Origin of the sequence: Streptomyces enissocaesilis, assembly GCF_039533765.1 — a bacterium.
GTDB classification, from domain to species: Bacteria; Actinomycetota; Actinomycetes; order Streptomycetales; family Streptomycetaceae; genus Streptomyces; species Streptomyces enissocaesilis.
Genome location: NZ_BAAAUD010000021.1, coordinates 54632 through 79730 on the forward strand (window position 1 = coordinate 54632; position 25099 = coordinate 79730).

Genomic DNA, 25099 nt, shown 5'->3' on the forward strand with positions numbered 1-25099 from the left:
TCTTGTGAGCTTCCCTCTGCCCGACCTGTCCGGCCTGCCCGGTCTGCCGGACGTGCCGGACGACGTGGGGAGTCTGAAGGCACTCATCGACCGCGAGATCGCCGCGTTGCGGGCGGACGTACGGCGCAGGATGGAGACGTCCCCGGCCCTCGCGAGCTCCCCCGCCCACGCGTCGTCCCTCGGCGGCCGGTCCCTGGAGACCTTCATCTCCGGCGGCCCCGAGCCGGGTGAAGCCCCGGGCGGTGATGACGGCGACGGCCGCCCGTGCGACATGCCCGGTGGCGACCCCTGGGCCGGCCTGTACGCCGGCCTGTCGGCCATCCCCGTCTCGGCGGCGCTCCTGGCCCCGGTCCAGGACGAGACCGGCGAGATCACGGACTTCGTCATCCGCGCCGGTAACCACGTCCGCTCGGCGGAATGGCTCGAAGCGCCGGCCGGCCAGGTGGGGAAGCGGTTCCTGGAGGCCCGCCCCGGGGCCGCGGCGAGCGGACTGCTGGCGGCGCTGATCGCGGTGTTCACGTCGGGGCGCGCTCTCAGGGGGCTGACCGTGGACTACACGGAGGAGCGGCACGGCCGGCTGCACCGCGCCCCGCTCCTGTACTACGCCGCTGCCTGCGACGGCCAGATGCTGATCACCTGGGTTCCCGCCCGCAGCCGTACGGAGATCCTGACCCTCGACGCCCAGCACATCGCCTCGATGGGATGGGGGCACTGGGATCTGCTCTCCGGCGCCGTCGACTGGTCGGAGGGGCTGCACCGCATCTTCCGCACCGATCCGCAGATGCCGTGGTCGCTGACGGAACTCTGCGACGCGGTGCTCCCCGGTGAAGTGCCGGTGCTCGCCGAGCTGATCACCTCCGTCCTCGCCGGCGAGGAACCCTCCTGGACGCGCATCCGCTTCCGTGTCTTCGGTGAAGTACGCACCCTGGACCTGCTCGGCAGGCCCGTCGCGGGAACCGACGGGCGCCCGTGGGGCGTGCACCTCGTGGCACGCGACCTGACACCCCAGATGCGCAGCCGGCGCCGTCTGGCGGAGACCCGGCACGAGACGGAACGGCTGCGCCAGCAGGCCGCGGCGGAACAGCGCGTCGCCTCGGTCATGCGTGAGGCGCTCCTGCCGAAACACACCGCGGAACTCGCGGAGCTGGGCCTGACGGTGGCCGCCGCCTATCTGCCGGCCGAGGCGGACGCGGCCGTCGGCGGCGACTGGTACAAGTGCAGGCGCCTGCCGGACGGGCGGGTGCTCGTCGCCATCGGTGACGCGGTCGGCCACGGGCTCGACGCCGTGGCCCGGATGGCCCAGCAGCGCCACGCCCTGGCCGGACTCGCCCAGACGGGTGCGTCGGCCGGCGAGATGACGACCTGGCTGAACGAGCTCGTGTGCAGCGACCCCTCGGCGATGACCGCGACCATGATCACCGGACACATCGACCACGACCACGTCCTGCGCTGGGCGTGCGCGGGTCATCCGCCGCCCCTGCTGCGGCGGGGGAACGAGGTGGCCCCTCTCCCGTCGGAGCACCTGGGCCCGCTGCTCGGCCTGATGCCCGGGTACGCGTACGAGACCGCGCCGGTTCCGCTGCACAGGGGCGATCTTCTGCTCCTGTACACCGACGGCGTGGTCGAACGCCGGGGTGAGGACATCACCGAAGGCATCACCAGCCTCAGCCGGCACCTGTCGGGCAACCCGGGGCTCTCGCCCGGGGAGACGGTCGAGCGGGTCATCGCCGACTACCGGCGCACGGTCCATGACGACGACGCCTGTCTGCTCGCCATCCAGGTCGACTGAGCGCCGGCTGAGCGTCGACCGGACACCGGCTGGGCGCAGGCCGGCGGGTACATCACCTTCCAGCTCTTCGGCGACGGCGGTCACGCACACGATCCGCGGCCGGTGGTCCAGAAGTGCCACGCCGCCGTCGAGGCGGCTGCCCCGTTCCGACCCTGACACGCGTCCGCCGCTTTACCACGCCGCGCGCCCCCGGGCGGGCCGGCAACGGGTCGCGGAGCCGCGGCCGCTCGGCGAGGAGGGCCTCCTGAACGCCGAAGAGTGGGGGCTTCCCGAGGGCCGAAGAGGAAGACCTCCTGAAGGCCGAAGGAGTGACGGCGCACAACCAGGCGGGTGACTCTTCGCTCGTGGCGATCGCCCGCAGCGGTTTCCACGCGTTGAGGTGGGCTCGCTTTCGCCCGTCGCCTCCATGGAGCCGGGCGATCCCACTCTCGTCTTCTGGAGGTTCCATGCTCCGCTCCCGTGCCCGACAGCTGTCCGCCGTCGTGACCACCGCCGCCATGGCGGTGGCCGCCACCGGTGCCCTCGCCTTCACCGCCCAGGCGGCACCGACCCCCCTGCCCGAGACCGCGGCCAAGGCCAAGGTGCTCAACTGGCTGGCGCACAAGCACTCGGACACCATGCCTCGCTCGGTACGCGAGGGTGCCGACTGGACCGTCTACGCGCACCTGTACGAGTTCAAGACGGGCAAGCCCGGCAAGAAGATCGGTGACGCCACGACCCACTGCAGCGCTGTCGAGGCGACGCCCCAGGGTGTCGTCGCCCAGTGCCAGAGCGTGCTGCGGACCGACCAGGGCAGCATCACCATGAGCGGCAGCATGGACATGTTCGGCCCCGGCCCGTACGGCGGCGACGCGGCGGTCACCGGCGGCACCGGCACGTACGCGGAGGCCGAGGGGCAGGCCGAGATCGTCATCGACGACGACTACGCCAAGCTGCGCATCAGCCTCGACGACTGATCCCACGCCGGCCGGCTCCGCCCGTTCGACGGGCGGAGCCGCTGTCGTCCCCGCTCCCTCCCCCGGGCGGGGCGAGCCCGCCACCCGGGCAGGACGAGCGCACGTGTGATGGATCACTGATGTGGCCTGTGGTGGCAAAGACGGGGAAGAGGCTGAGCGTGCCTGAAGTTACCGACCCCTTGCTGAATCTCGTCCGGCGGCACAAAGAGCCCGTGGTCGTGCAGACGGTCCGGTCCACCGTAGCCGCCGTGATCTCCTACGTCGTCGCCCTGATGCTGAGCAGCGAACCGGCGCCGCTGACCGCGCCGCTGACGGCGCTGCTCGTCGTCCAGGTCACCTTGTACGCGACCCTCACCACCAGCATGCGCCGAGTCAACTCGGTGGTGGTGGGCGTTGTCATCGCCATCGGCTTCAGCTCCCTGGTGGGCCTGTCCTGGTGGAGCCTGGGACTGATCATCCTCGCCTCACTGGTGATCGGCCGTTTCGTACGGGCCGGTGAGTTCGTCCCCGAGGTGGCGATCAGCGCCATGCTGGTGCTGGGCGTCACGACGCGGGTCGCCGAGTCGGCCTGGGACCGGGTGCTGGAAACACTGATCGGGGCGGTCGTGGGACTGCTCTTCAACGTCCTGTTCGTGCCACCGGTGTGGGTGCAGCCCGCCAGTGCGGCCATCGAAGGTCTCGCGGGCCGCATGCGCGGGCTGCTGATGTGTCTCGGCGACGAGGTGTGCGGCCACACCCCCGTGGCGGAGGCCGCCGCCCTGCTGCACGAGGCGCGCCGACTGGACCATGACATCGTCGAGGTGGACGCGTCCCTGCGGCAGGCGGAGGACAGCCTCCGGCTCAACCCCCGCGTCAAGGAGGGCCTGCTCTTCCGCATCGTGCTGCGCACCGGTCTGGACACCCTGGAGATCTGCGCGGTGGTGCTCCGTACGGTGTGCCGCACGATGACCGATCTCGCCAAGGCGCGGACGGAGGAGTCGCTCTTCGCCCCGGACATCGCCGACGCCCTGCGGGAACTGTTCACGCACATGGCCCGCGCGGTCGAGAGCTTCGCCGTACTGATCACCACGCAGGTCACCGTCAACGCCGAGGAAGCGGAGGAACGGCTGGTGAAGGAGCTCGCCGCCAGCCGCGCCAGCCGTGAGATCGTCGCGCACATGCTCCTCGCCGGCGTACAGGAACATCCGCGCCAGTGGCAGCTGCACGGAGCGCTGCTGGCCGAGATCGACCGGATCCTGGACGAGCTGGACGTGGAGAAACGCTCGATGAGGCTGGTGGAGGAGCTGGACCGGCAGTCCCGTGAGCAGCGGGAGAAGTACCCGCTGGTGGCCAGGCTCCGGGGCAGGATGCGTGTCGGCCGGTCGGGTGAACGGTCCGAGGAGCTCTGAGCGTCCGGTCCGTGGAGCGTGATCGTCGCGGTCCTCGGGCGGGTACACCCTCACGGGGGAAAACAGCGGCTCTTCCGCCACACCCCCGACTGGGCGGGCGATCACCGGGTACCCGAGGCGACGTGCCAAGATCCGCGCGGCGGGCACGCTGCCGCGCGTCACGGAAAGAGGAGGCGCTGATGAGCACGGTGAAGGAGACGGTAGAGGTCGAGGTCCCCGTTCGCACCGCCTACGACCAGTGGACGCAGTTCGAGGAGTTCCCGAACTTCATGGAGGGGGTGGAGGAAGTCAGGCAGATCGACGACCGCCACAACCACTGGGTCACGAAGATCGGGGGAGTCGAGCGGGAGTTCGACACCGAGATCATCGACCAGCTCCCCGACGACCGGATCGCCTGGCGTACGACGAGCGGTGACACGAAGCAGAAGGGCCTGGTCAGGTTCGAGCGCCTCGACGACACGCACACCCGGGTCGAGCTCGTGATGGACGTCGAGACGAGCGGCGTCGCGGAGAAGGCCGCCGACATGACGGGAATGATCGACCGGCGCGTCAAGGGCGACATGCGTCGCTTCAAGGAGTACATCGAGCACAAGGGCGGCGAGACCGGCGCCTGGCGCGGCCGTATCAAGCCCGGCGGCTGACCGCTGCCCGAACTCTTCGCGACGCCCGCAGATCACCGCACGGTGACGGCTCTGGCGCCCGCCCGGCGCCGGGGCCGTCGCCGTGTTCCGGTCGTACGCCGAAAATCGGCCACGTCCAGATTGAGCGGGGGCTTGTCAACTTTGCTGCGGAGAGCTATATAGGTGGTGTCGCCATGTGCATCCCGTATCCGGGAAAGGAGTGACCGATGATGCTCATGAGGACCGACCCCTTCCGTGAACTCGACCGGCTGACCCAGCAGCTGACGGGCACCTCTGCGCGTCCGACGGCCATGCCGATGGACGCCTTCCGGGACGGTGACACCTTCGTCGTCGAAATGGACCTCCCCGGGGTGGATCCCGAGTCGATCGACCTGGACGTCGAGCGGAACGTGCTGACCGTGAAGGCCGAGCGCCGCTCCCGCGCGAGCGAGGACGCGGAAGTCCTGATCACGGAACGGCCGACGGGTTCCTTCAGTCGTCAGATGTTCCTCGGTGAGACGCTGGACACCGAGCGCATCGACGCCTTCTACGACGCCGGAGTGCTGCGCCTGACCATTCCGGTCGCCGAGCAGGCCAAGCCGCGCAAGATCGCCATCAGTGGCGGAAGCTCACAGAAGCGGATCAGCGGCTGAACCCGGCGGGGCGGGGCCCGGCCGTGATCTCCGGCCCGGGCCCCGCCCCGCGAGCGGGCGCGCGCCGACACCGACACGCACGAGAGAGGGCCGGCATGGTGATCAAGTGGGATGCGTTCCTGGCCGCCGTCCAGGAGGGGGGCCAGTACCCCTCGCGCCAGGAGGCCGAGCGGGCCACCCGCGTGGTGATCGCTCTGCTGGGTGCGCACGTGGTGGGCTCGGAGCGGGCGGAGCTCGCCTCCCGGCTGCCGGAAACGTGTGCGCTCCTGCTGCTCAACCCGCTCCCGGCCGCCGAACCGCTCGGACCGGAGCGGTTCGTGCGGGCGACGGCGGCGTGGATCGAGGGGGCGACGGAAGAGACCGCCAAGTGGGATGTCGGCGCCGTCCTCAGCGTGGTGGCCGACGCGGCGGGCGACGAGCTGATGCGCCGTGTACTGCTCCAGCTTCCCCCCGGTTACGACCTCCTCTTCGGCCGCCCCGAAGCGACATGACCGCCGGTGCGTCCGGCCGCGTCGGCCCGGTGGCCCGGCCGAGGCGGCGCACAAGGTGCTGCGGCCCTGGTGAGAAGGCATTCTGAATCCGGACATCCACTTCGGATTCGCATCACTCGGAACATCCAAGACATCCAGGCCATCCAGAACTTCCGGACCGTCCGGTCCGTGGACTCGACAAACAAAACAGCAGAGAGAAGGTAGCCACAGTCATGCGGTGGAACGAACTCATACAGCAGGTACGCGTCTCGGGGCAGTACACCACCGACGCCGAGGCGGAGCGCGTCCTGCGCGCCGTGCTGACTGTGCTGGGCGCGCACATCACCGGCGACGAGCGCCGCGCGCTGACGCGGTGCCTGCCGGTGGAAGCGGCCTGCATCCTCGCCCGCCAGACCCCGGCTGCCCAGCCTCTGACCGCACCCGAGTTCGTCGATGCCGTCGCCGGCAGACTCGGGGACCTCACGCCCCCCGCCGCCCGCTGGGGAGTCGGTTCCGTGCTCGGTGTCGTCGCGGACTGCGCGGGGGACGACCTCACCCGGCGCATCACCGCCCTCCTCCCCAGGGGTTACGCCCTCCTCTTCGGCCGCGCCGAACTGGCCCCGGCGGCCTGAGGCCCGGGCCCGAAGACCCGGGCTGCCCCTTTCGGCCCCTGCCGCGCCGACGCATACGGTCGTACGCTGACCGTATGACGGAGAAGGAACGTGTGACCATCACGATCCCGGCGGACAGCGCGGCCATGCTGAGGAAGCTCGCCCAGGAGAAGCGCATCGAGTCCGTGTCGGCGTACGTGACCGAAGCGGTCGAAGAGCGCCTGGGGCGTGAGGAGCGCGCCCGCCGCATCATCGAGGGCTGGGCCGCCGAGGTCGAGCGGACCAGTCCCAAGGAGTGGGCGAAAGCCCTGGAGTGGGCCCAGACCTCGGACCGGCGCGGCAACAACGCGGGTGCGGCCGCGTGATCGGCGGGTACATCCTCGACGCCGGTGCGATCCGGCAGCTCGTCCTCGGCCGGCCCTTCATGGTGGCCCGGGTCGTCGTCTCGGTCGAACAGATCCAGGTGCTCTACGTCCCCACGACCGTCCTGGCAGCCGGACTGATCGGCCACGACATCTCGCCCCGCCGCCGTGAGCAGGTCGACCTGGCGCTGGCCGCACCGGTCTTCGAGTTCCACGACCTCGACCGCCCCGCCGCCCTGGCCGTCGCCGACCTGGCCACCATGGCGCAGGTCGACCTCGCCACCGCCCACGCAGCGCACCTCGCCCTGCGGCGCCCGGGCTGGCCCGTCATCACCGACCGGCCCGCCGAACTGCACAAAATGAACCCGGGCATAGAGACGGTCGAGCTGCCGTAGACCCGTTCCGTCATGGACCGCGTGTGCGCGGGGGCGCTCCGCGCGGCGGACGGGTGACTTTCCGGGTAGCCCGGAGACATAGGGGTAGACGGGTGGCACATCCACCGGTGGCGTGCTGTACGCCTACCGGCTCCACCGGCGAGGAAAGGGCTGACCGTGGCGGGAGAAGACCTGGGGCGACTGCTCGAAGGGCTGCTGGGGAAAGGTGACGGAAGGGCAGATCTCCTCGGCTCCCTGCTCGGCTCGCTCAGCGGCAGCACGGCAGGGAGCGGCAACCCGCTGGACCGTCTGCTGGCGGTGTTCGGCGAACGAGGACTGGGGCACCAGGCCCACACGTGGGTCGGAGCGGGTGCCAACGAGCCGATCGACGGCGCGCAGCTCGCAGAGGTGCTGCCGCCGGGCACACTCCAGAAGGTGGCCCAGGAGGCGGGGGTGACCCCGGACGAGGCTGCCGACCAGCTCGCCCAGGTCCTGCCGGAGGTGGTGGACAAGCTGACACCGGGAGGCCAGCTCCCGCACGACACCTCGCTGGAGGACCTGATCAAGGCGCGGGCAGCCGGACGCTGAGTCCGCGGCGGGCCGGCCCTCGGCGACGGACGACGGCGACGCAGGACGGCGTTCCCGAGCTCAGGCGCGGGGCAGCGTCCGCAGGTGACCGAGGAAGTCACGTACGCCGGGGCGGCCCGGGGCCTGCCGGGCCAGGACGCCGCCGAGCTCCTCGGCGACCATGGACAGGGACGGCAGGGAACGGCGTCGGCCGCCGAGCGCCTTCATGCCGAAGGCGACCGCATCGTCGAACGCGCCCTGCCGGGCGGCGACGACACCCAGGGTGATACGCGCTTCCGCGTTCCGCATCGGGGAGCGGTCCGTACCGTCGTGGCCGACACCGACCCGCAGCACCTCACGGGCGAGATTCTCGGCAAGCAGGTCCTCGCCGAGCTCGCGGTAGCAGTCCATCGAGTAGAAGTCCCACTTCGCGGGGTCGGCGGTGAAGTGGTTCTCCGGGTTCTCCCGCAGCCCCAGCTCCTCAAGGAGACCGCGGCCGCGGTCAAGAGCGGTCTCGACCCGGCGCCGGTCGCCGATCCGCGCCCACGCCTTGGCCTCCTGCGCCCACAACTGCACCTCGGCGTCCGTGTGCGGCGCGGCCGCGATGCCCTCCTCCGAGGCGGCGATCACCTCACGCAGGTCTCCCCGGGTCAACGCGAACCAGGCACGCATCTCGTGCCCCCATCCGGCGATCCGGGGATGGCCCGCCTCGCTCGCCATGGACAGCGCGGCCCGCCGGGCGGCCTCGGCACCGTCCCAGGAGCCCGAGTCGTACTCCACGCAGCCGACCAGCAGCGCCAGCATCCCCGCCTGTACCGGAACCTCCCGGCGTTCGGACGCGGTCAGCCGCCGCGACCGCAGCACTCCGGAGAGCCGGCGCGACCAGGAACGGCCCTCCGACAGCAGGTGTTCGCCCGGCGTGCGGGCGTACTGCGAGCACAGCCGGTCGACCGTGAGGGCCAGGGCGTCGAGGGTGGCCCGGTCCACGTCGTCCGCGCGCAGCCGCGCGATGACCTCAGCGGTGTCCGTTCCCGCGGCGGCCCGCACCTCGGGCCGGCTGCCGCGGTGGCGCTCCGGAGGGAAGAAGCCGAGGGTCGGCGTACCGAACACCTTGGAGATCAGCGCCCTGTGGTCCCGGGGTTCGGTCTCGCCGGACTCCCACCGACGCCACTCCCGGGCCAGCGTCTGCGGCTCCGGAAGCGGATCGGGGGAGCGGGCGATCATCGCGCGGGCCGCGTCCAGCGGGCTCCAGTCCCGGGCGACGCACTCGGACTCCATGCGCTGCGCCCATGCGGGGCGACCGTCGGACATCCCGAGCCCTCCTTCGCCGCGGCCCTTTCCCGTCGAGTCCGGCACGCGGGTCTCCCGCCCGCAGAGGGGTGGGGCGGTGGCGGAGGGGCGGGGAGGAAGTTACCCGGAAGCGGCGCCGTCCTCCGGCCCCGGCCCCTGCCCCTCGTTGTCGTCCCGCTCGCCCTCTGCCTGGGAAGGGGTCGTCTGGCGCGCGTCCTCGTGCTCCTCGTCGTCGCGTTCGCCCTCTGCCTGGGAAGGTGACTGATCGCTCATCGGATGGTCCTCACTGGCTGAAGTGCCCGGTAGTCGTGGAAGCGGAGACCATTCGGCCTCTCGGACGTTCCTATGCCCGTTCACATGCCATTTTCGGCGCTCGGCGGCTTTCCTGCGATCCGGCGAGATCCGGCGAGATCCGGCAACAAGGGGCACCCGAACGGGCCCCGTGGAGCGGTCCGCGGGGGCAGCGGAAGGCAATGAGCGATGTCAGCAAGGCCGAACGGGCGCTGGAGCGTTGGGCGCCGCCGGGTGGGCCCGGGTGTTCCGGCCCACCCGGGAGCCGGCCGAGGACGTGTCCGTACTCCGCCGGGAATGTGACGAGCACGCCCTGACCCCGGAAAGGGGGCGTTCTGGTGCCGGACTCTTTCGTCGTCGCGCCGCCTCCGGATACCCACCACGCGCTCGATCCCCGCACCGCATGGGTGGGACCCGAACGGGCGGGCAGGGTGCCTGAAAACGCCACTCGGCGGCGCTGCAGCTTCGCCGGGCCGGTGACCGTGAGTCCGCGGACGCCGCCGCAACTCGCGGCGGGCCGGTACGGCATCCGCAGCCGTATCGCTCCCGCCGAGAACGCACCCGGCAGTCGGCGGGGGAGAACGGCGGACCCGGGGGCGGACTCTTCAGCCGGCCGCGCCGTCGACGCGCAGCCGTACCTGATGCTCCAGACGCTCAAGGCTGTGGTCGAGGGCGTCGTTCACGGCCTTCTCGCCGGGGTCGTGGTCCTCGTCGAAGAACGAAAGATGCACCGTCACCTCGGAGGCTCCGCTGCCGAGACCGGCCACTTGGAGCCACCCGGTGTAACTTCCCTGGTCCCTGGTCCCCCATTCCAGCCGCATCTGGTCCTTCCGCGCGCGCAGCAGCGCCGAGGTGTCCTCGTCGGTGCGGTCCTCGTGGACGGTGACGGCGGGCAGTTCCCCGGCACGCACATGCAGTGCCTCCGGCAGCCACTGGTCCAACTGATCGACATTGGCCGCCTGGTCGAAGATGTGCTCGGGCAGCGCCGGCATCGTGCGTGAACGTTCGTACTCAGTCATGACCACACCGTTCCTCGGCTCGAAACCGTTCGACGAACGGATGCCCGGCCTGTCGGACATGAAGCCGCGCCACCACAGAACCACCCGTTCACCGGTCCCGCCCCTCCCGGGCGTCCATCCGGCGGGCACCGGCCGGTGTCCGCCGGCGTCGGCCGGCCAGGGCTGTGCCGAATCCCTTGACGCACCCCCGGAGCCCTTACATACTGGCGGCCAAATCGATTTGGCCGAATCGATGTGGCCCCCGTCCCGGGCCGGATCACGGTCGAAACCGGAGCGAGCCGAACGGAGCTCGAACGTGTCCAGTCCCCGCCCCGAGTCCCTCCCCGCGTCCCTTCCCGAGTCCCTCCCCCCGTCCCCTCCCACGCGTTCCTCCACGGGTTCCCCCGCGCCGCACCCCGTGGACGAATCCCGCCCGATCGGCAGGATCCTGCTCTTCGGCGTCCAGCACGTCCTCGTCATGGCCGCGACCCCCATCTCGGCGATCTTCCTGATGAGTGCGACACTCCGTCTCGACCCCGGTCTGACCGTCGACCTGCTCTCGGCGGCCTTCCTGCTCTCCGGGATCGGAAGCCTGATCCAGTCCCTCGGGCCGTGGAAGTTCGGCCCCAGACTGCCGTTCGTCATGCTGCCCGGCGGCGCGCCGCTCATCCTCTTCCTGGCCATCGCCGAACAGCACGGCCTCCCGACCGCGAGCGGCGCGGTGATCATCACCGCCGCCTTCTACTTCGTCGTGCTGCCCGTCTTCTCCCGGCTGCTGGCGTTCTTCCCCGCCCTCGTCATCGGCACGATGATCGTCATCGTCGGTGTCAACCTGGTGAAGGTCGGCGCGCTGCTCGTCACCGGCCGGCCGGGGCAGCCCGGCTTCGCCGACACCACCAACCTCCTGCTCGGTTTCGCGACGATCGGCTTCACCGTCGTCTTCTACTGGCTGTCCACCGGGGTGCTGCGGCAGCTCGCCGTCATGCTCGGCCTGGTCGCCGGTACGGTCCTCGCCTTCGCCCTCGGCAGCGTCGACGCCGGCCGCGCGGCCGAGGGCGGCCTCCTGAGCGTTCCCCAGCTCCTGCCGTTCGGCTCGCCCGAGTTCAACCTGATCGCCGCGCTGCCCCTGATGCTCTACAGCCTCGCCTCCATGGCGGAGGCCACCGGGCAGACCGTCATCAACGCGGAGGCCGTCGGCAAGGACATCGACAAGCGCGAGGACGTGCCCAAGACCATTCGCGGCGACGCGCTCACCTCCCTCTTCGGCGGCTTCTTCGGCCTGCCGCTGATGGTCACGAGCGGCGAGAACATCGGGATCGTCCGTGTCACCGGCGTACGCAGCCGGTACGTCACGGCGGCCGCCGGCGTGGTGCTCATCGCCATCGGCTTCCTCGCGCCCGTCACCCGCGCGATCAGCGTCGTCCCGTCCGCCGTCGTCGGCGGCACCGCGATGGTCGTCTTCGCCGTCATCACGGTCCTCGGCGTACAGATGCTCGGGCGCGCCGATCTCGACCAGCACACGAACACGTTCATCTGCGCCGTCGCCATCGCCCTCGGGCTGCTGCCGATCCTCATTCCCGGCGTGTACGGAGGCTTCGCGCCCGGCCTCCGGATCCTGCTCGAAAGCGGCGTCGCCGTGGGGGCTTTCGTCGCCGCCGTACTCAACGTCCTCTTCCACCACGTACGGCCGCGGTTCGCGCGTGCGCAAGCCCCCGCCCCCGCCATGACCACCGTCCCGGCCCAGGCCGACGCGGGGGCCGGCGAGCCCGCCCCCGCCCAGCACCCCTGACCGCACCCGCACCGGAAAGAGCCCGATGACCGACCTGCCCGACCCGACCTACCCGCGTCACCCGGTCCATCCGCCCGGCCCGACCCCCGACCGCCTGCGCCCCGACGGTGCGCTGTTCCTCGCTCCCGACGTGGTGCTGACCCCCGACGGACCGATGGACCACTACGCGGCCGTCGTCAGCGGCGACACCTTCCTCGCGGTCGGACCGGCCGAACAGCTGGAGCGTACGTACCCGCACCTGACGCCCGTGAGGCTGCGCGGACACATCCTGATGCCGGGATTCGTCGACGCCCACCACCACCTCACCCAGACCTTCGGCGCCGCCCTGGCCTTCGGTGAGCCCTCCGAGATCTTCCGCAGGCTGTGGGTGCCCCTGGAGGGCGCTCTCGACGAGGAAGCCGTGTACGTCGCCGCGAAGCTCGCCGCGCTGGAGTCGCTGCGCGGCGGCTTCACCACCGTCGCCGAGGCGGGCACCCGGGCGCCGGTGGACGTGGAGCTGGTGGCCGCGGCCGCCCGCGACGCGGGGATCCGGTGCGTACTCGGCCTCGTCTGCAACGACGCCGACAGCGACGCCGACGCCTCGACGGTCCTGGCCCGTGCCGAGAAGCACCTCGTGCGGTACTGCACCGAGGAACTGATCCACCCGTCCCTCGCCGTTTCCGTCCCGGAGGCCGCGACGGCCCGCACCCTGCGCGACACCGCCCGGCTGGCCGCCGCCGCGGGCGCCGTCGTCCAGATCCACGTCAACGAGCACCTCGCCGCCGTGGAGCGCTCCCTGGTCCAGCACGGGCTGCGCCCGCTGGAGTACCTCCACGCAGTGGGCGCGCTCGGACCGCAGTTGCTGGCCGCGCACGCCACCCTCCTCACCCCGCGCGAACTGACCCTGCTCGCCGACTCCGGAGCGGCGGTGAGCTACAACCCCGTCGCCAGCGCCTGGAAGGGCAACGCGGTGGCACCGGCGACCACCATGGCCGAGCGCGGCATCCGGTTCGGGCTGGGCACGGACGGAACCCGGGGAGACGCGTTCCGGCTGGCCGAGGCCGCCGAGTTCGCGCAGCGCCTCGCCTACGGCCTGGCCACCGGGGACTCCTCCTGCGGGGCGGGCTGGACGTGGCTGGAGCACGCGAGCGGGGGAGGCGCCGACGCCGTCGGGCTCGGCGCCCGTACCGGCCGGATAGCCGAGGGCGCCGCCGCGGACTTCCTGCTCGTGGACGTGAGCGGTCCGGAGATGCGGCTGTCCTGGGACCTGCCGTGGGAGCTGGTACGGCGCGGCAACCGCGACCAGATCACCGCCGTCTTCGTCGCCGGCCGGCTGCGCCTGTGGCGCGGTTGGCCCCTCGACTGGGACGGACCGGCCCTGGTACGGCGGGCCGCCGAACTGAGCAGGGACGTGGTGTCGCGGGCCCCCGTGACCCGCGTCCACCCCACGTCCACGGCCGCGCGGCACGCCGGGGCCGAACGGAGCACGGCACAGTGAGTACGGAGACGATGGTGATCCTCGCGGCGACCGTGGCCGTCGCGGCGTTCGTCCAGGGGAGCAGCGGTCTCGGCTTCGCGCTGATCGTCGCGCCCGTGGCCGGACTGCTCGATCCCACGCTGGTCCCGGTGTTCGTCCTCGCGTCGATGATCCCGCTCAACCTGTACGTCGCGTGGCGCGAACGGGACTCCCTGGACCTGCGCGGAGCGGGCTGGATCACCGCGGCGCGGCTGGCCGCCACACCGGGCGGGCTGATGCTGCTGTGGGTCATCCCGGACCGCAGTCTCGGCCTGTTCGTCGGAGCGGCCACCGTGCTCGCCGCGGTGGTGAGCCTCGCCGCCCCGGCGTTCACCCCCGGCCGTGGCGCGTACGTCGCCGCCGGGGCGGTCACCGGCCTGACGGAGACCGCGACCGGGGTCGGCGGACCGCCGCTGGCGCTGGTCTACCAGCACCGGCCGCCCGCGGAGCTGCGCTCCACGGTCGCGGTGTGCTTCCTCGTCGGCGAAGTGGCCTCACTCGCCCTGCTGTTCGCGACCGGGCAGGGCAGCCCGTCCCAACTGGGCGGGGTGGTAATGCTGTTGCCCGCGCTGGCGGCGGGGGCCTGGCTGAGCCGTCTGGTGCACCACCGCTTCGACGCCCGCAGGATGCGTCTGTTCGTACTGGTCTTCGCCCTCGTCTCCGGGGCGGTGCTCATGCTCGCGCCGTGACGCGCAGCGACGAGGCGCGGGGGATCACACGGGGCTCCGGCACCGTCGCGGCCCCCGTGCCCGTCGCGTCCGCGCCGGGGCCGCCCCCGGCGTCCGCCGCGCCGCCCAGCCGGCCCAGCAGCAGTTCCACGGCGTCGGCGGCCGCCCGGTCGAGGTGCAGGTCGACGGCGGTCAGCGGAGGTTCGCAGGTCCTGGCCCGCAGACCGTCGTACCGGGTGACGACCATGACGTCGTCGGGGATCCTCCGGCCGCTGTCCCGGATCGCCCGTACGGCGCCCACCGCGAAGGCGTCCACGAGCGCGCACACCGCGTCGGTCTCCGGATGGTCGGCCAGCAGGGCGGCGCAGCGCTCGTACCCCGCCTGCTCACCGCCCTCCTCGGGAGCCGTCGCGACGAGCGGGACCCACCCGTGCTCGGCGGCGACGCGCTCGAACGCGGCGCGGGCGTCGACCGCGGAATGGCGGGCACCGGCGCCGATGATCAGCGCCGGACGGCGCGCCCCCTGCTCCCGCAGGTGCTCCAGCAGCAGCTCCACGACCCGGCCGCCGCGCAGATCGACGTACGGGGCGTCGTCGCCGGGCGACACCGGCCGGCCGAGCGCCACGTACGGCAGGTGGCGCTCCCTCAACTGCGCCACGGCGGCGTCGTTCTCGTCGGGTTCGACGACGATGGCGCCGTCGATGTCCAGGGAGTACAGCGCCGAACCCGACTGCACGGGCGGTACGAGCACGAGTGCGTAGTCGTGCACGAGCGCCCGCTCGGCGGCCGCGGCGGCGACCTCCATGTAGAAGCCGAGGCGGGACGGCCCGCCGGCCACCGCGAAGGGCATCGACGAGGCGAGTGCGATGGCCTTCGCCTGCCCTCGCCGCAATCGCTGTGCCCGCAGGTTCGGCCGGTAACCGAGGTCGGCGGCGATCTTCTTGATGCGCTCACGGGTCCTCGGATCGACCTTCCCGAGCCCGTTCAGGGCGTGCGAGACGGTCGTCCGCGACACCGAGGCGGCCTTGGCGACGTCGGCGATCGTCGGCGGCCGTGTACCGGAACCGGAAGTGGGCATCTGCGCGGACGCTCCTCGCTCGCTTGACGGGTGACAGACGACAGGTGACGGGTGACAGCCACATCTTCGCCGACCGGCCCTTCGCTGCACACACGTACGTCGCACGGTCGCCGGCGGCCGGCCGCGGGGACCGGCCGGGAACCTCCATCGGATCGTCCGGATTGCTCCATTGGACGGCAAACGGGCGCCCGGCGGCGTGGTCCTGCGCGCGGATGAAGAGAGGCCGGTCACGATGCCGTGCGGTGGAGGGCTTCACCTTCAGGTCCAGGCGGAGGACAGGAGAACTTGTGACGGCTGCACCGGGTGTCGCCATCCCGCGCGAACCGGTACCGGGCGGAGGCGGCCCGGGGCGGGGGAGGGGGAAGGGCCTGCGTCTCTTCCGGCTGTCGACGACCACGTGGGTGGCAGGGCTCTCCCTGCTGCCGCTCGGGCTGCTCGTGGCGGCCTCGTGGCTGGGACGCTACGTCCGTCCCAGCGCCGACGAGTGGTGCTTCCTGCCCAAAGTGCGTGACCTCGGTGTCTGGGGGATGGTCGAGAAGTTCTACCTCACCGACAACGGCCGGATCGGCAACGGCCTGCTCGTCGGGGCGTACGCGAAGTTCCCGGTCGCCGGTCACCAGTGGTTCGGTCTGGTCAGCGGCGTTCTCATGCTGACCCTGCTGTGGGCCCTGACGGTCCAGGTGGTGCGCAGGGCCCGCCGGACGGTTCCCCGCGGGGTGCCGCTGTTCGTGGCGGCGATGGCCACGGCGGTCTTCCTCTTCGCCACCCCCAATACGTACAAGACGTTCTACTGGCCCGCCGCCTCCGTCTCGCACACCATCGCCCCCGTGCTGGCCTGCGCGGCGGCCATCCCGCTGCTGCGGGCACGCACCAGCCGGGGCAAGACCGCCGCTCTGGCCGTCGTGCTGGTGGCGGGGGTCTTCATGGGCACCCTCTCCGAAGAGACGTCGGTGGTCTGCCTGGTGGTGCTCTCGGGCGTCGTACTGCTCGGCCGCTGGATCTTCACCGAGCGGGCCAGGGCCGCCGCCCGCTACTGGGCCCTGGCCGGCATGGCCGGGACCGTCATCGGCACGATCGTGCTGATGCTGTCCCCGGGAGGGCGCAGACGGCGCGAGCGGTTCGGCCTGGAGAGCACCTCCATGCTCGCCCCGGAGTCGCTGATCGCGTCGCTGCGCGGGTACGTCCACATCCTGGAGACCGTCTTCACGACCTGGCAGTACGTCGGAGCGCTCGCGGCCGGGGTGCTGCTGGGACTGCTGGCGCGGGGCGCCCGGGGGCCTTCACCGGTCCTGCTGCCGTGCCGGCCGCTCCTGTGGACGTTCTTCGGAGCCGTCGCCTTCCTCGTCTCGGGCTACCTCTGCACCGTCATCACCTACCCCGTCTTCGGCGCGCGCGTGATGACCGCCCAGCGGACCTGGAACGACTACCTCCTGCTGTACGTCCTGTTCCTCGTGGGCGCCGGAGCCCTCCTGGGTCGTGCGCTGCGCGTGCGGGAGCGGGGCACGGGCGTGGCGGCGGCCGTTGCCGCGGCGGTGTGCGCCGCGGCCGTCCTGGGGCTGGCCGTCCCGCTCCACCACCTGGGCCAGGACATGCGCGTACGGGCGCAGAAGTGGGACCGCCAGGACCAGTACCTGCGCGCCGGGGCGGCAAAGGGCGCGAAGGTCCTGCCGTACACACCGCTGTCGGTCGGCGGGATGCTGGAGCCGTTCGGCGGCAAGGGGCGCAACGTCTGGCCGGCCGGGTGCGTCGCCGACTACTACCACCTGGACCGGGTCACTTACTCGAATCGGCTTCCCTGACCTTCGGCCCCGGCGGCTCCCGCCGCGCCTGCGGCCCGGAGGACCGGGTGGCGGCAGCGCCGGAGATGATGGCCCAGCGGGCGAGCAGGAACGACAGCGGGGTGACGAGCACACCGGCGGCGACGGCCGAGACGTTCTCGTCCATGCCCAGTTTGCTCACGGCGACGTACAGCAGGATTCCGCTGCCCACGACATTGGCCGCGCCCGACAGGGGATAGCGGACGAAGGCACGCCAGGTGGGCCTCGTACGAAGGGTGACGTACGAGTTGAGCAGGAACGATCCGACGATGCTCACCGCGTAGCCCGCACCATGGGCGACCAGATAGGGCAGCCAGATGTTCAGTGAGGCGTACACGGCGTAGTAGACGGCCGTGTTGACGAGGCCGATCGCGGCGAAGGAGGCGAACTGGCGCAGCGCCGGAACGGTCATGTCTCCGGCCGCGCCTGCCCCGCGGGCTCCAGCGAGAGGCCGGAGGCGAGCGCTGCGGGCGACTCGTCCGTTTCGCGGACCACGTAGTGCGGCCGGCGCTTCGACTCGTCGTAGATGCGTCCCACGTACTCCCCGATGACGCCGAGCGTGGCCAGCTGGATTCCACTGAGCGCGACGACGGCGGTGATCAGTGTCGCGTAACCGGGCGTTTCGACACCGTCCAGCACGGCGTTCGCGATGATCCACAGCGCGTAGAGGAGCGCGGACAGGAAGAGCCAGAGCCCGGTGTGGATCGCCAGGCGCAGCGGACGGCTGTTGAAGGAGAGCAGCCCGTCGATGCCGTAGTTCAGCAGGTGCCGGCCGCTCCACTTGGACTGCCCGGCGGCCCGCTGGACGTTCTCGTACGTGAAGCTGACCGTGTCGAAACCGATCCACGAGAAGAGCCCCTTGGAGAAGCGATTGCTCTCGGGGAGCGACAGGAGGGAATCGACCGCACGGCGCGACAGGAGCCTGAAGTCGCCCGCCCCGTTCACGATCTCGACGTTCATGCAGCGTCGTACGAGGCGGTAGTAGGCGCGGCAGAGCGCGGTCCGCAGAGCTCCTTCGTGCGCACGGTCGCGCTGGGCGATGACCTGGTCGTAGCCGTGCTGGTGCAGTTCCAGCATGCGGGGGACGAACTCGGGAGGATGCTGGAGATCGGCGTCCATGAGGACGACCGCGGCGCCCCGGGACATGCGCATACCGGCGAGCATGGCGGACTCCTTGCCGAAGTTCCGGCTGAAGGAGGTGTAGCGCACCCGCGGTTCCGCTCCCGCGAGCTCTCTCAGGAGCGCTGTGGTCCGGTCCGTGCTGCCGTCGTCGACGTAGCATATCTCGAAGGTCGCCCCGACCGGTTCGAGAGCGGTGACCAGGGTCTCGTGAAAGACCCCGAGCACCTCGCTCTCGTTGAAGCAGGGCACGACGATCGAAACTTGGACCATTGTCATTCCACTCCATGCACTGTGAACCGGGTTCACACGTCCCGGTACCTGCGCTGTCGTCTCCAGTGGAACGTGGTGGCGGGCCGACGGCCGCCTCAGGTACGCCACGCGGGTGACGGGAGACGCGGGAGGACGCGCTGGAGCGGCCGCGCGGATGCCGGAACGAGCCGCACGGGAACGGCACATGAGCCGCACGGGAACGGCAGGAGGGAAAGCGGGGGCGGAGCGCGGGTGCGAGCCGTTCAGCCGCCGAGTTCCGTGACGGTCGCGTCCAGCGTGCTCGCCAGCGCGGTGATGTCCTGTTCGGACGGGGTACGGGAGCCGATGCGCCGGGCGAGATCGTCGGCCGAGGCCACCTCCAGGGCGCCCCGGTAGCGATCGGTGCCCAGTTCGGCCGCGGGGACCACCTGTGCCCGGCCCTGGAGAACGACCAGTGTCGGGTCGTCCGCCCGCGGGCGCAGGAGGTCCCGGACGTGTTCCTCAGTGATCACGAAGACCGCCTTTCCGGTTTCCCGAGGTCACCTGGGACGCTTGCGGTCGGCGGGGGTGTCGGTGGCACTGCCCTCTGCGGGGCGCTGTACGCCCTTCTCGCCGGACGATTCCACGCCCTCGAGGGATTCGCCGCCGGCTGTTCCGCCCTTCGTCGGGTAGCCTTCCCGCGCGCTCGCCGTTCCGGGCACGACCCGCTCCTGAGCCTGGCGCTCCGCGCCGGAGTGGGCGCCCGGGCCCAGGTCCCTGCGCGGCCGGGCCGCACGGTCCGGCTTCCGGGATTCCGTGTTGCGGGGTTCCTTCTCACTCATCGCGTACACCTCACTTCTCGGTGTCGACGGCCTCTCCTGTTCCGCGGGCCTCCGGTGGTTAGGGGTACCCCCGCGGCGGACGCGATAACGCCGCACGTGCCTGTACAGGGCGTACCGCAGCCGGTAGTCCGCGAGCGTCGTGGTCTCGCGGTCGAAGGGGGCGGGCAGCCGGCGGTCGGTGTAGCCGCGGGCGCCGCCCGCGCTGTCGACGGCGTACTCGTGGAGGTAGTCACCGAGGCGGACCACCAGGTCCAGGTCCTCACCGGCCAGGTGCTTGTACGCCGTGCAGTAGCCGTGGTGGTACGCCTGGCAGGCCACGGCGGCCAGCTTCAGCCCGGAGACCGCCGTGCCGGGCGCGGGGGCGGTGCGGGTACGGCCGGTCGGGCCGGCCCGGGGCCCGGTGCGGAAGCGGTAGTAGTACGGGCGGTCGGCGTCGAGGCCGGTGACTTCGACGTGCACGCTGCGGCCGAACTCGGGATGTGCCGCGACGTCCCCGCTCCTGACGATCCGCAGGGACTGCTCGTCGTGGTCCAGTTCCCAGGTGACGCTCACCCGTTCCGCGGGCAGGCCGCTGTCGGTTTCGAGCGGACGGGGAGCGAGCCGGGTCCACAGCAGCACGCTGTCGGGCAGCGGGTCCCCGGAGGCGACGCCCAGCGTGAACGGATCCTCCGTGATCTTCCCGGCGTCCAGCTCGGCGGCGCTCGCCGCGCCCGCGGCCGGCAGGTCGGTGCTGAAGGCAAACGCGGCGGCGGCAGCGGTGAGAGTCGGGAAACGGCGGCGGCGGGGGTGCCGGACGGCGGCGCGCAGCTCGGACCGCTGACTCTTCATATGAGGAGTCATGTGCCCGTTCTGCGATTGCCTTGATCACTGCATTCGAGGGGTGCGGTCACCCGCGCCCGCCGGCCGCGGTCCTCCACGGCCGGCGGGCGCGGGCCGGCCGGTGGTCCGGCCGCGCCCGCCCGTCAGATGCCGTTCGTCGCGTCGGGCTCCTTCTGACGGCGCAGCAGAGCCGAGGCGGAGAGGACCGCGCCGATCGCGGCGAGGGACACCGCCGCGGCGTCCGCCCAGGCGAAGGACTCACCCAGACTGCTCTCCAGCAGGTTCATGGTCCCGATGCTCGCCAGCGCGTGCAGGGCGACGATGCCGATCGCGGTCGCGACGCTTGCCGCCCATACGCGCGCTGTGTCCCGGATCGCCAGCCACACGCCGAGTACCAGGCAGAGCACGGTGACGGCGACGGACAGCGCGTCCGCGTATCCGCCGGAGCGCAGATGAGTGAAGTCCGTCGGCAGGTGGATGAGGCCGCAGGCGAACAGCGCGACGGCCGCGCACCACCGCAGTCCGGAACGCAGGGCCGACGAGGCGTCGCCGCGCCGACCGGCGGCGAGCACGTCGCCGACGGCCGGGACGACGCCCTGAGGAGCGACCGTGGGCCACCCCGGGCTGCTGTTCGGCCGTGCGGCGGACGGCGCGGCGGCCTGTACGCCGGTGGCGCGGCCGTCCGGTGTCTTCTCACCGCCGGGGGCGGCCCGGTTCTCGTGGGCGGCGGCCGCCCCGGCCGGCGGCCGGGGGTCGCCGTCGTCGGCGCCGAGGATGCTCACCAGCTGCGCCACGTCCTCGATCGGCCTGCCGACGGCCGCGGCGCGCAGCGTTGTGCCGGCCTCGTCGACCTCGTGCGGATGCTCGTTCAGCAGGGCGACCAGCTGCCGGACTTCGTCCAGGGGGCGGGCCACGGCGGCTGCGCGCAGTGCCTCGTCCGCGGGGCTGGGAACCGCTCCGGTCCGGTGGAGCAGACTCACCAGCGCGGCGACCTCGTCCAACGGCCGGTACGTGGCTGCCGTCCAGAGCAGGGTGCGTATGGGCTCGTCGCCCGCGTCCTGGGCCGGGTCCGGTGTCCCGGCCTCCGCGGCGGCCTCAGGGACCGCGGTTTCGGGGGCGGCGGCCCCGGGGGCAGCGGTCTCACGGACAGGGGTCTCTTCCGCGGCGGCCGCATGGGCGGAGGCCGCGTACGCGGTGGCCGCGTCGGGCGGCTTCGAGCGGTCGTCGTTGTTCGCCGTAGCGGGGATGGTCGGGTCGGTTGTCATGGCGCGGCTCCGTTCGCCGAACTTCCGGTGGCACACACCGTTCTGGTTGTCGTGCGCCACCAGGACGCACGCTTCGCTCCATCCAATAGGCATTTCGGGCTATTGCGCCATCCGGGAAGGGCCGAAGAGGGGTTCCGGATCCGTCAGGGGACCGGATGCCATGCGCCGGCCGACGCAGGAAGAGCGGTCACGTTTCCATCGCCGCAAAGCCGCAGATCTGCCGGCAGGCCAAGGAGGCGCCGGTGCCGTGCCGGTCGAACGTATCGGCGGCGTACTTCATCAAAGTGGCCGTCGGGACATGACCGATCGCGGAACTCGAACCGAACAGGACGACCGGACAGGCGATCAGGAGTGTGAAGGGCGATCCGGTGGCCGGGTTGGGCTGAACGGGCGGCACCGGCCCCGAGGGCTGGTACCCCAGCAACAGATGAGCCCGCTGCGGGGAGACCGGATCGGCCGGTCAGTGCGACCACCCCCTGCCCCCGCCGCTCGCGGGGACAGGGGCGGGACCGGGGACGGAACCGGTCCAGGACCCGGCGCGGTGTCTTACCCGTGTGGCCCGGCTGCGGACGCGGCTGCCGCTACCTGCGGGGCACTGCGATCCGCAGCGTCTGCTCGTTCCCCGGATCGAGGAGCTTCGGGAGGGGCGCGCTGCGGGCGTGGCGTCCGGCGGGCAGCGGGAGTTCCACGAGGGGGGCGGGGACCGGTGGCGCGGGGGCGGCAGCACCCGCGCCACCCAGGGAGACCTCGGCGCCGTTCTGCCGCGTGCCCCAGCCGGTGCGGGCACACGTGGCGATGCCGTACCAGCGCATCCAGCGCAGCGCCGTCCAGGCCAGCACGATCGCCGCGGGCATCATCAGCCACGTCAGCGCGCGCGAGCGGATGCGCTCGTCGCTGCGGATCACGCCCAGGTAGCGCAGCCCCTGGGCCCAGCCGATGATGAACGGCACCCACAGCATCGAGGCCGGCGGCAGGTTGTCGAAAGCGACCGGCTCGACGACCAGCAGCCAGACGGTGACCATCTGCGTGAGGAACATCTGGAACCAGCGCAGCAGATGGAGCCAGAACGCCGGACGGGCCATCGACAGGTAGCGCATGCGCCACACCGACCGGATGGTGGAACCCCGCATCCACCGCAGGTACATGCGGGAGAAATGACTCCACTTCTCGGGCATGGCGGTGAACACGATCGCCGACGGCTGTTGCACCGTCAGCCCGCGTTCCTGCGCGTAGAGCGTCATCAGGGAATCGTCGGAGAACATCACGGGGCGGCCCATGAACGTCTCGTTCAGGTAGCTGTCGAGGTTGTCGCGGATCACCGGTGCCCGGTAGGCGGCCAGCGGCCCGGAGTTGACCATGACGGCGCCCACGGCGGACTGGCCCGAGCGGTCGACCAGCTGGCTGGTCACGAACCACAGGTCGGTGACGCGGGTGAGCAGGTTCGCCCGGTTGTTGGTGGCGATCACGATTCCGGCGACGGACTGGACACGGGGCCGGGAGAACGGGATCAGCACTTCCTCGACGGCGTTCGGCGCGAGGCACGAGTCGGAGTCGACGGTGATGTAGATGTCCGCCTCGGGGCTCACCCGTACGCCGTGCGCCTGCGCGTGGCGTTTCCCGGCGTTGGGCACCCGTTGCCAGGTGAAGGCGACGCCGACCTCGGCGGCTGCCCGGTTCCACCAGGCGCGGACCTCCGCGTAGTCCGAGGAGGTGCTGCCGTCGTCGACGATGTGCACGGAGTCGGGCCTGCGGGTCTGGGCGAGGAAGGACTCCAGGCCGAGCTTGAGGTAGCCGGGGTCCTCGTTGTAGACGGGCATGAGGATCGCGACGTGCAGGCCCGAGAGCTGCCGTGCGCCGCGGGCGGAGAGCCGGCGCGGGCGTTCCAGGTGGTACATGAGCGTCTGCACCATGAACACGACGAACAGGGCGGTCCATACGAGGGACAGGCGTCCGGTGGTGGTGGAGTCGTACGCGGATGCGACGAGTGCGTGGTGTGCGGTCCAGACGGCAGCCATGGCCAGGACGACGATGGCCATGAATATGGTGCCCGACCGGTGCTGGCGGGCAGCCAGCACCGGCATTCTGCGGCGACGACCGGTCACCTCTCGCCCACGCCGCGCCCGGGCCGGAACTTCAGGCGGAGCAGGACCACGCCCGTGATGACGAGGACGGCCGCGGCGAGAACCATCCAGCCACCTATGTAGTAGGCGGTGCCGCCGATGACGACCGTGCCGATACCGGTCTGGGCAAGCTGCCCGCTGTCGGACATGAAATCCCCCCATGGAGTGACGTTTGTTGAAGCTGTGAATGCACCAGGTTGACGGGCTGGGTGGTGTGCGAGTTGTACGACCAGACGCATGTTGCGCTTGAGGTGTGACACACGGTGATGCGTTGGGCGTAGGTCGTCTACGCCGTGCCGTCGGAAGGGGACCTGTCGTGCGAGGGCCGAACTTTCCGCGGGTGCCGAGGACTTGGCGTGCCGCGGAGGTCACCTGTCCGACAGCGGCCGTTCGACCGGGGTGCGGCGCCGGGCAGGGGAACGCGTTCGAACTGTCGTGCAGGGGGGCTCCGCCACAGCGGCCCCCGGGTGAGTGCACGCCCCGCGGCCACGGCTTTCTGCGCCGCCGCGGCCGGGTGGGGCCCCGTCGGCCCTTTTTCTGTCGCTGAGCGCCGCATCTCCGCCGACGGCAGGTACGAAGGCCCCGTGAGTTGCGGCGGGTTCCGGAGGGGCGGGTGGACCGTCCGTACGAGCTCGATCGCGCCCTGCTGGAGCGGAAGGCGCTGTTCTTCCGCAGGCAGCACCTGTCCTCCGACGCGCAGCGCGCGTTCACCCGCCACTGGGGTGAGCTGGAGAGCGATCCGCTGCTCGCCACCGGCGACGCCCCGGACGGGGCCCGTTTCGACCGCACCGCACCCATCGCGAGGTGCCGCCTGCGGGCGGCGACACCTTGTGGACCCACACGGCGGCCGCGTACGACGACCTGCCGCAGGAGGTGAAGGACCGCATCGACGGTGCCCGCGCCGTCCCCGACTCCGTTTCGGGCTTCGTCCCCTTCCCGCCCGTCGCCGTCGCAGGACCTGCTCCCGCCGGCCGAACACCCTGGGGCGTGGCGTCACCCGGATCGTGGGGGCTGGAGCGCGCGGAGAGCGACCGGCTGCTGCGTCTGCTGTTCCAGCAGGCCCACGTGCCCGGACACCGGGTGCGGTTCCGCTGGGAGACGGAGGGGAGGCGGACGGCATCGCCTTGTGGGACGACCGCGCGACCCGGCACTGCGCGTTCGACGCCTACGATCCGCACCGCCGGGTCGCCGAACGCGTCGCCCTCGCGGGCGACCGGCCGTTCCGGCCGCGGACCGGCGGGCGGGACGGCAGCGCTGCCGCCCCGCCCGCCACGTCCGTGCACTCAGGGCTGGGGCGGCCGGTCCTGGCCCCGGTCCGGGTCCCCGCCGAACTCGTTTCCGAGCTTCTCCTGGGCGGTGTCGACGTGGCCGCTGTACTTGCCCTTGGTCCTGTCGTCGACGGTGTCGCCCGCCTTGTCGATGCCCTTCCCTGTCTGGGCCTCGTGGCCCTTCAGCTTCTGCTTGAGCTTGTCCATCATCGACATGGG

General features: G+C 71.6%; 27 protein-coding genes and 2 pseudogenes. 16 read left to right on the plus strand and 13 right to left on the minus strand.

Annotation, left to right across the window (positions count from 1 at the left end):
- Positions 1–4: 4 nt before the first annotated feature.
- The 10 genes from ABD374_RS11230 to ABD374_RS11275 all read left to right on the plus strand — a co-directional run bounded on the left by ABD374_RS11230 (position 5) and on the right by ABD374_RS11275 (position 7811).
- Positions 5–1789: a PP2C family protein-serine/threonine phosphatase gene (locus ABD374_RS11230; protein WP_344494065.1), complete on the plus strand. Its 1785-nt coding sequence runs from the start codon at positions 5–7 to the stop codon at positions 1787–1789.
- Positions 1790–2235: 446 nt separating this feature from the next.
- Positions 2236–2745: a hypothetical protein gene (locus ABD374_RS11235; protein ID WP_344494067.1), complete on the plus strand. Its 510-nt coding sequence runs from the start codon at positions 2236–2238 to the stop codon at positions 2743–2745.
- 158 nt (positions 2746–2903) lie between these two features.
- Positions 2904–4133 (plus strand): FUSC family protein, encoded by a 1230-nt coding sequence (locus ABD374_RS11240; RefSeq protein WP_344494069.1) that lies wholly within the window; start codon positions 2904–2906, stop codon positions 4131–4133.
- A gap of 179 nt (positions 4134–4312) precedes the next feature.
- Positions 4313–4774, plus strand: coding sequence for an SRPBCC family protein (locus ABD374_RS11245; RefSeq protein ID WP_344494071.1), 462 nt, complete (start codon positions 4313–4315; stop codon positions 4772–4774).
- A gap of 206 nt (positions 4775–4980) precedes the next feature.
- Complete coding sequence (locus ABD374_RS11250) at positions 4981–5406, plus strand: Hsp20/alpha crystallin family protein (RefSeq protein ID WP_344494073.1); 426 nt, start codon at positions 4981–4983, stop codon at positions 5404–5406.
- A gap of 95 nt (positions 5407–5501) precedes the next feature.
- On the plus strand, positions 5502–5897 hold the full coding sequence (locus ABD374_RS11255; protein ID WP_344494075.1) for a DUF2267 domain-containing protein: 396 nt from the start codon (positions 5502–5504) through the stop codon (positions 5895–5897).
- 212 nt (positions 5898–6109) lie between these two features.
- Positions 6110–6508, plus strand: coding sequence for a DUF2267 domain-containing protein (locus tag ABD374_RS11260; protein WP_344494077.1), 399 nt, complete (start codon positions 6110–6112; stop codon positions 6506–6508).
- A 74-nt stretch (positions 6509–6582) separates the two neighbouring features.
- A complete protein-coding gene (locus ABD374_RS11265) occupies positions 6583–6852 on the plus strand; it encodes a hypothetical protein (RefSeq protein ID WP_344494078.1) in 270 nt (89 codons plus the stop codon).
- A complete protein-coding gene (locus ABD374_RS11270) occupies positions 6849–7244 on the plus strand; it encodes a hypothetical protein (protein WP_093797362.1) in 396 nt (131 codons plus the stop codon). Before ABD374_RS11265 ends, ABD374_RS11270 begins: the two co-directional genes overlap by 4 nt.
- A 99-nt stretch (positions 7245–7343) precedes the next feature.
- Positions 7344–7811 (plus strand): YidB family protein, encoded by a 468-nt coding sequence (locus ABD374_RS11275; protein ID WP_425577193.1) that lies wholly within the window; start codon positions 7344–7346, stop codon positions 7809–7811.
- A 60-nt stretch (positions 7812–7871) separates the two neighbouring features.
- Here ABD374_RS11275 and ABD374_RS11280 read toward each other — a convergent pair whose 3' ends face one another.
- The 3 genes from ABD374_RS11280 to ABD374_RS11290 all read right to left on the minus strand — a co-directional run bounded on the left by ABD374_RS11280 (position 7872) and on the right by ABD374_RS11290 (position 10390).
- A complete protein-coding gene (locus tag ABD374_RS11280; RefSeq protein ID WP_344494083.1) occupies positions 7872–9101 on the minus strand; it encodes an NsdA family TPR-like regulatory protein in 1230 nt (409 codons plus the stop codon).
- Between the two features lie 99 nt (positions 9102–9200).
- Positions 9201–9353: a hypothetical protein gene (locus tag ABD374_RS11285; protein ID WP_344494084.1), complete on the minus strand. Its 153-nt coding sequence runs from the start codon at positions 9351–9353 to the stop codon at positions 9201–9203.
- 623 nt (positions 9354–9976) lie between these two features.
- Positions 9977–10390, minus strand: coding sequence for an SRPBCC family protein (locus tag ABD374_RS11290; RefSeq protein ID WP_344494086.1), 414 nt, complete (start codon positions 10388–10390; stop codon positions 9977–9979).
- 397 nt (positions 10391–10787) lie between these two features.
- Here ABD374_RS11290 and ABD374_RS11295 point away from each other — a divergent pair, with 397 nt between their 5' ends.
- The 3 genes from ABD374_RS11295 to ABD374_RS11305 are packed head-to-tail and all read left to right on the plus strand — an operon-like array spanning position 10788 to position 14342.
- Positions 10788–12158, plus strand: a complete 1371-nt coding sequence (locus ABD374_RS11295) for a uracil-xanthine permease family protein (RefSeq protein WP_344494088.1) — start codon at positions 10788–10790, stop codon at positions 12156–12158.
- Between the two features lie 25 nt (positions 12159–12183).
- The gene (locus ABD374_RS11300) at positions 12184–13635 is read left to right on the plus strand and encodes an amidohydrolase family protein (RefSeq protein WP_344494091.1); all 1452 of its coding nucleotides are present in this window, start codon (positions 12184–12186) and stop codon (positions 13633–13635) included.
- Positions 13632–14342 carry a sulfite exporter TauE/SafE family protein gene (locus ABD374_RS11305; protein WP_344494093.1) on the plus strand — a complete coding sequence of 237 codons (711 nt, stop codon included), beginning with the start codon at positions 13632–13634 and terminating at the stop codon, positions 14340–14342. Before ABD374_RS11300 ends, ABD374_RS11305 begins: the two co-directional genes overlap by 4 nt.
- Here ABD374_RS11305 and ABD374_RS11310 read toward each other — a convergent pair.
- Positions 14326–15399, minus strand: a complete 1074-nt coding sequence (locus ABD374_RS11310) for a LacI family DNA-binding transcriptional regulator (protein ID WP_344494095.1) — start codon at positions 15397–15399, stop codon at positions 14326–14328. The genes ABD374_RS11305 and ABD374_RS11310 overlap by 17 nt on opposite strands.
- A gap of 287 nt (positions 15400–15686) precedes the next feature.
- On the opposite strand from ABD374_RS11310, the gene ABD374_RS11315 reads away from it, so the two are divergent.
- Positions 15687–17198: a DUF6056 family protein gene (locus tag ABD374_RS11315; RefSeq protein ID WP_425577187.1), complete on the plus strand. Its 1512-nt coding sequence runs from the start codon at positions 15687–15689 to the stop codon at positions 17196–17198.
- Here ABD374_RS11315 and ABD374_RS11320 read toward each other — a convergent pair.
- The 8 genes and pseudogenes from ABD374_RS11320 to ABD374_RS11355 all read right to left on the minus strand — a co-directional run bounded on the left by ABD374_RS11320 (position 17173) and on the right by ABD374_RS11355 (position 23761).
- Complete coding sequence (locus ABD374_RS11320; protein WP_344494097.1) at positions 17173–17628, minus strand: GtrA family protein; 456 nt, start codon at positions 17626–17628, stop codon at positions 17173–17175. The genes ABD374_RS11315 and ABD374_RS11320 overlap by 26 nt on opposite strands.
- Entirely contained in the window at positions 17625–18608 is a 984-nt protein-coding gene (locus ABD374_RS11325; protein ID WP_344494099.1) for a glycosyltransferase family 2 protein, read from the minus strand. Before ABD374_RS11325 ends, ABD374_RS11320 begins: the two co-directional genes overlap by 4 nt.
- Positions 18609–18850: 242 nt before the next feature.
- The gene (locus tag ABD374_RS11330) at positions 18851–19099 is read right to left on the minus strand and encodes a hypothetical protein (RefSeq protein ID WP_344494101.1); all 249 of its coding nucleotides are present in this window, start codon (positions 19097–19099) and stop codon (positions 18851–18853) included.
- Between the two features lie 408 nt (positions 19100–19507).
- Positions 19508–20248 (minus strand): annotated as a pseudogene (locus ABD374_RS11335) (alkaline phosphatase D family protein); the annotation flags it as partial.
- Positions 20249–20370: 122 nt separating this feature from the next.
- Entirely contained in the window at positions 20371–21492 is a 1122-nt protein-coding gene (locus tag ABD374_RS11340; protein ID WP_344494103.1) for a hypothetical protein, read from the minus strand.
- A gap of 187 nt (positions 21493–21679) precedes the next feature.
- On the minus strand, positions 21680–21916 hold the full coding sequence (locus ABD374_RS11345; RefSeq protein WP_344494105.1) for a hypothetical protein: 237 nt from the start codon (positions 21914–21916) through the stop codon (positions 21680–21682).
- A 157-nt stretch (positions 21917–22073) separates the two neighbouring features.
- Entirely contained in the window at positions 22074–23528 is a 1455-nt protein-coding gene (locus ABD374_RS11350) for a glycosyltransferase family 2 protein (protein ID WP_344494107.1), read from the minus strand.
- Positions 23529–23590: 62 nt separating this feature from the next.
- Complete coding sequence (locus tag ABD374_RS11355) at positions 23591–23761, minus strand: hypothetical protein (protein ID WP_344494109.1); 171 nt, start codon at positions 23759–23761, stop codon at positions 23591–23593.
- A gap of 464 nt (positions 23762–24225) precedes the next feature.
- Between ABD374_RS11355 and ABD374_RS11360 the strand changes: the two genes are divergently transcribed.
- Positions 24226–24489, plus strand: a complete 264-nt coding sequence (locus ABD374_RS11360; protein ID WP_344494111.1) for a hypothetical protein — start codon at positions 24226–24228, stop codon at positions 24487–24489.
- Positions 24417–24650, plus strand: a pseudogene (locus ABD374_RS11365) (TauD/TfdA family dioxygenase); the annotation flags it as partial. The gene ABD374_RS11360 and the pseudogene ABD374_RS11365, both read left to right, overlap by 73 nt.
- A 245-nt stretch (positions 24651–24895) precedes the next feature.
- On the opposite strand, the gene ABD374_RS11370 reads toward ABD374_RS11365, so the two are convergent.
- Positions 24896–25096, minus strand: coding sequence for an antitoxin (locus tag ABD374_RS11370; RefSeq protein WP_344494113.1), 201 nt, complete (start codon positions 25094–25096; stop codon positions 24896–24898).
- Positions 25097–25099: the final 3 nt, after the last annotated feature.

Bases quoted from the DNA above. Each gene is read 5' to 3' on its own strand.
- ABD374_RS11255 (WP_344494075.1), top strand. From the start codon at position 5,502: ATGGTGATCAAGTGGGATGCGTTCCTGGCCGCCGTCCAGGAGGGGGGC.
- ABD374_RS11250 (WP_344494073.1), top strand. From the start codon at position 4,981: ATGATGCTCATGAGGACCGACCCCTTCCGTGAACTCGACCGGCTGACC.
- ABD374_RS11285 (WP_344494084.1), bottom strand. From the start codon at position 9,353: ATGAGCGATCAGTCACCTTCCCAGGCAGAGGGCGAACGCGACGACGAG.
- ABD374_RS11325 (WP_344494099.1), bottom strand. From the start codon at position 18,608: ATGGTCCAAGTTTCGATCGTCGTGCCCTGCTTCAACGAGAGCGAGGTG.
- ABD374_RS11260 (WP_344494077.1), top strand. From the start codon at position 6,110: ATGCGGTGGAACGAACTCATACAGCAGGTACGCGTCTCGGGGCAGTAC.
- ABD374_RS11265 (WP_344494078.1), top strand. From the start codon at position 6,583: ATGACGGAGAAGGAACGTGTGACCATCACGATCCCGGCGGACAGCGCG.
- ABD374_RS11350 (WP_344494107.1), bottom strand. From the start codon at position 23,528: ATGGCCATCGTCGTCCTGGCCATGGCTGCCGTCTGGACCGCACACCAC.
- ABD374_RS11340 (WP_344494103.1), bottom strand. From the start codon at position 21,492: ATGACAACCGACCCGACCATCCCCGCTACGGCGAACAACGACGACCGC.
- ABD374_RS11310 (WP_344494095.1), bottom strand. From the start codon at position 15,399: ATGCCCACTTCCGGTTCCGGTACACGGCCGCCGACGATCGCCGACGTC.
- ABD374_RS11245 (WP_344494071.1), top strand. From the start codon at position 4,313: ATGAGCACGGTGAAGGAGACGGTAGAGGTCGAGGTCCCCGTTCGCACC.
- ABD374_RS11290 (WP_344494086.1), bottom strand. From the start codon at position 10,390: ATGACTGAGTACGAACGTTCACGCACGATGCCGGCGCTGCCCGAGCAC.
- ABD374_RS11280 (WP_344494083.1), bottom strand. From the start codon at position 9,101: ATGTCCGACGGTCGCCCCGCATGGGCGCAGCGCATGGAGTCCGAGTGC.
- ABD374_RS11235 (WP_344494067.1), top strand. From the start codon at position 2,236: ATGCTCCGCTCCCGTGCCCGACAGCTGTCCGCCGTCGTGACCACCGCC.
- ABD374_RS11355 (WP_344494109.1), bottom strand. From the start codon at position 23,761: ATGTCCGACAGCGGGCAGCTTGCCCAGACCGGTATCGGCACGGTCGTC.
- ABD374_RS11320 (WP_344494097.1), bottom strand. From the start codon at position 17,628: ATGACCGTTCCGGCGCTGCGCCAGTTCGCCTCCTTCGCCGCGATCGGC.
- ABD374_RS11370 (WP_344494113.1), bottom strand. From the start codon at position 25,096: ATGTCGATGATGGACAAGCTCAAGCAGAAGCTGAAGGGCCACGAGGCC.
- ABD374_RS11300 (WP_344494091.1), top strand. From the start codon at position 12,184: ATGACCGACCTGCCCGACCCGACCTACCCGCGTCACCCGGTCCATCCG.